This is a genomic window from Paenibacillus sp. EKM211P, assembly GCF_011066175.1.
GTDB lineage: Bacteria > Bacillota > Bacilli > Paenibacillales > Paenibacillaceae > Paenibacillus > Paenibacillus polymyxa.
This window is the reverse complement of record NZ_JAAMNS010000010.1, coordinates 154,677-157,513: the sequence shown is the minus strand read 5'-3', so window position 1 is coordinate 157,513 and position 2,837 is coordinate 154,677. Positions and strand designations below refer to the sequence as shown.

The window sequence follows — 2,837 nt, the reverse complement described above, 5'->3', positions numbered from 1 at the left end:
AGCCAGCTAAAAGGAGGGGTTTGTATATGAATGACCATGCGAGTCTATCAGAAAAATTAACCAGGGACTTAATTAGTGTAATTAGTAAAATATCAAGCATAAGTGAGCAAGATATCTCTCTTCAAGATGATATGGAAAAATATGGATTTAACTCTATTACATTGATGGAGTTGGCCAACGATCTAAATAAAAAAATGGGACTTTCTTTAACACCTGCCGCTTTTTTTGAGTTAAAGGAGCTTACCCCCTACTCACTTGTGCAGCATTTATGTACTAAATATGCTCAGGAGCTGACGAGGTATTATAACACCTTGTCTTCCTCAGTCAGCTCTACCGGGGAATCAACCTTGAATAGTCTTGTAGGACGAACACATATTATGGCAAAAGCGGTTAATCCTTTTCGTTTTCATGATCAAGTTAATGATTCTATCCAGCCCCAGCCCCTAGACACGTTCAAGCAAGATCCGCTCGAAGAGCCAATCCAAGAAAGCAGGTCTTCTTTGTCTCACGCCGAGGATGAATATACGCCCATTGCCGTAATTGGGATAGGTGGGATGATGCCGCAATCCGACAGCATCGAAGAATTTTGGACACACCTTTGTGATAGTCATGATCTGATTACGGAGATACCGTCTAATCGCTGGGACTGGCGCGAGTATCATGGGGATGCAATGAGAGAGAGGAACAAAACACTATGTAAGTGGGGAGGGTTTTTAAAGGATGTTGATACGTTTGAGCCTTCCTTTTTCCATATGTCTCCCAAGGAAGCTGAGATTATGGACCCTCAGCAGCGAAAATTTCTTGAAATTGCGTGGAAGACCATTGAGGATGCCGGCTACAAGCCTTCTGCTTTGGCTGGTAGCCTGACCGGGGTATTTATCGGTGTAACGAACAATGAATATACGGATTTAATTGCAGAATCAAAGCTTCCTGTTGATAGCCATTCCATCGTAACTAATGCTCATTTTCTTATTGCAAACCGAACATCATATTTTTTTGACTTTCATGGTCCCAGTGAGGCAGTAGATACTGCTTGTTCCAGTTCGGGCGTAGCTCTTCATCGAGCTGTTAGTTCGCTTCATACTGGCGAATGTAGTACAGCCCTTGTAGGGGGCGTTAATGTGTTGGCGTCACCGCGGAATATGATTGCATTTGATGTGGCAGGCATGCTAAGTAGGGAAGGACGCTGTAAAACGTTCGATCAAAATGCAGACGGATTTGTTCGGGGAGAGGGGATAGGGGCACTTCTACTAAAGCCACTCCCCCAAGCGATAGCTGATCACGATTCAATTTACGCTGTAATTAAAGGAAGCGCGGTTAATCACAATGGGCGATCCAAATCTTTGACAGCACCTAATCCTGCTAGTCAAGCAGAGGTGATAAAGTCAGCGTTGTCTCAAAGTGGCGCTAAGGCATCCACGATTACTTACATGGAAGTTCACGGCACTGGAACAGCGCTGGGTGATTCAGTTGAAATTGAAGGGATGAGACGTGCTTTTCAAGAAATGGCGGATGTTTCTGATTTGGCTTCCACGTCTGCCCCTTTTTGCGGATTAGGGTCTGTGAAGACTAATATCGGCCATCTTGAAGCAGCTTCCGGGATGGCCAGTCTTTTGAAGGTGATTTTGGCGCTCAAATATAAGCAGCTACCGCCCAGTCTCCACTGTAATACATTAAATCCACACATGCAGCTTGATAAAAGCCCATTTTATGTTGTGCGGGAAAAAACAGAATGGAAAAGAATAATAGATTCTCATAACAATAAAGAAATACCACGACGTGCGGGTATTAATATTTTTGGTGCAGGAGGAGTAAACGCCCATATAGTTTTGGAAGAGTATGAACAACATACCGAAGCAGAGCCAACGGATGAGTTAGAACAGGTCGCCTTGCTTTTCTCGGCCCGTACCCAAGAAAGCCTTCGTGAGATCGTGAAGGAAACAGCAGATTTTGTGGAGCGGCATACCCATCTAAATCTAAAGGATGTTGCCTATACATTACAAACAGGTCGGGATGAGATGCCAGAGAGGGTCGTACTGGTCGTGAGTTCGCTAGAGGAGTTTATTTCAAAGGCCCGGATTTATCTAAACAACTCAAAAGAAGTGAAGAAGGTGGGCATTTACCAAACAGATCAAAAAATAGTGAGAGATGGTATTTGTGATCTTATGAATGATGATGCAGTAAGTGAAATATATCTTGATATGTTACTTCAACACCATCAATGGGCTCCGCTCTCCAAGCTTTGGGTGAACGGTGTCTCTGTTGTATGGGAGCACATCTATAAAGATGAGCCTAGAAGGAGAGTACATCTTCCGACTTATGTATTTGCCAAGCAAAGGTACTGGTTATCCCGTTATAAAGAAAGCAGTGGGTTAGCGAAGCCTTCTACATTGATGCCTGAACTGTTGACACAATCCATATCTGGCGTTGAAAGAGAGTTATCAAATCCACAGGAGATTCTTACTTTATACTTTAAAAATAAAACTGCCTCTATACTGGGCATGCATGTAGAAGGTTTACAAGCTGATCGAAATTGGCAAGAGTTCGGGTTCGATTCCATTACAGCCACGAAGCTGAAATTTGAAATAGAGCATGAATTGGGCCTAACGCTACCGATGGAAGTTCTTGGAGAGAGCAACTGTATTAATGAGTTGTCCGCTCGTGTTGTAAGCGACTTAAATCTGGAGGAATTTCTGCAAGCTATAGAGGGTAAGGGTCAATATACAAATTTAGATTCATTACAATCAGAAGAGCTGGATGCGCTGTATGAAGTCTTAAGCAAAAGATACACTGATTTGACCCGAACTTAACTTTTTCTTTCTTCATATGGTGTTATG

General features: G+C 43.0%; 1 protein-coding gene. It reads left to right on the top strand.

All coding sequences use genetic code 11. The annotated features are described in order from the left end of the window. Positions 1–26: 26 nt before the first annotated feature. Positions 27–2,810 (top strand): beta-ketoacyl synthase N-terminal-like domain-containing protein, encoded by a 2,784-nt coding sequence (locus G9G57_RS15685; protein ID WP_164965183.1) that lies wholly within the window; start codon positions 27–29, stop codon positions 2,808–2,810. The last annotated feature ends 27 nt before the right edge of the window (positions 2,811–2,837 follow it).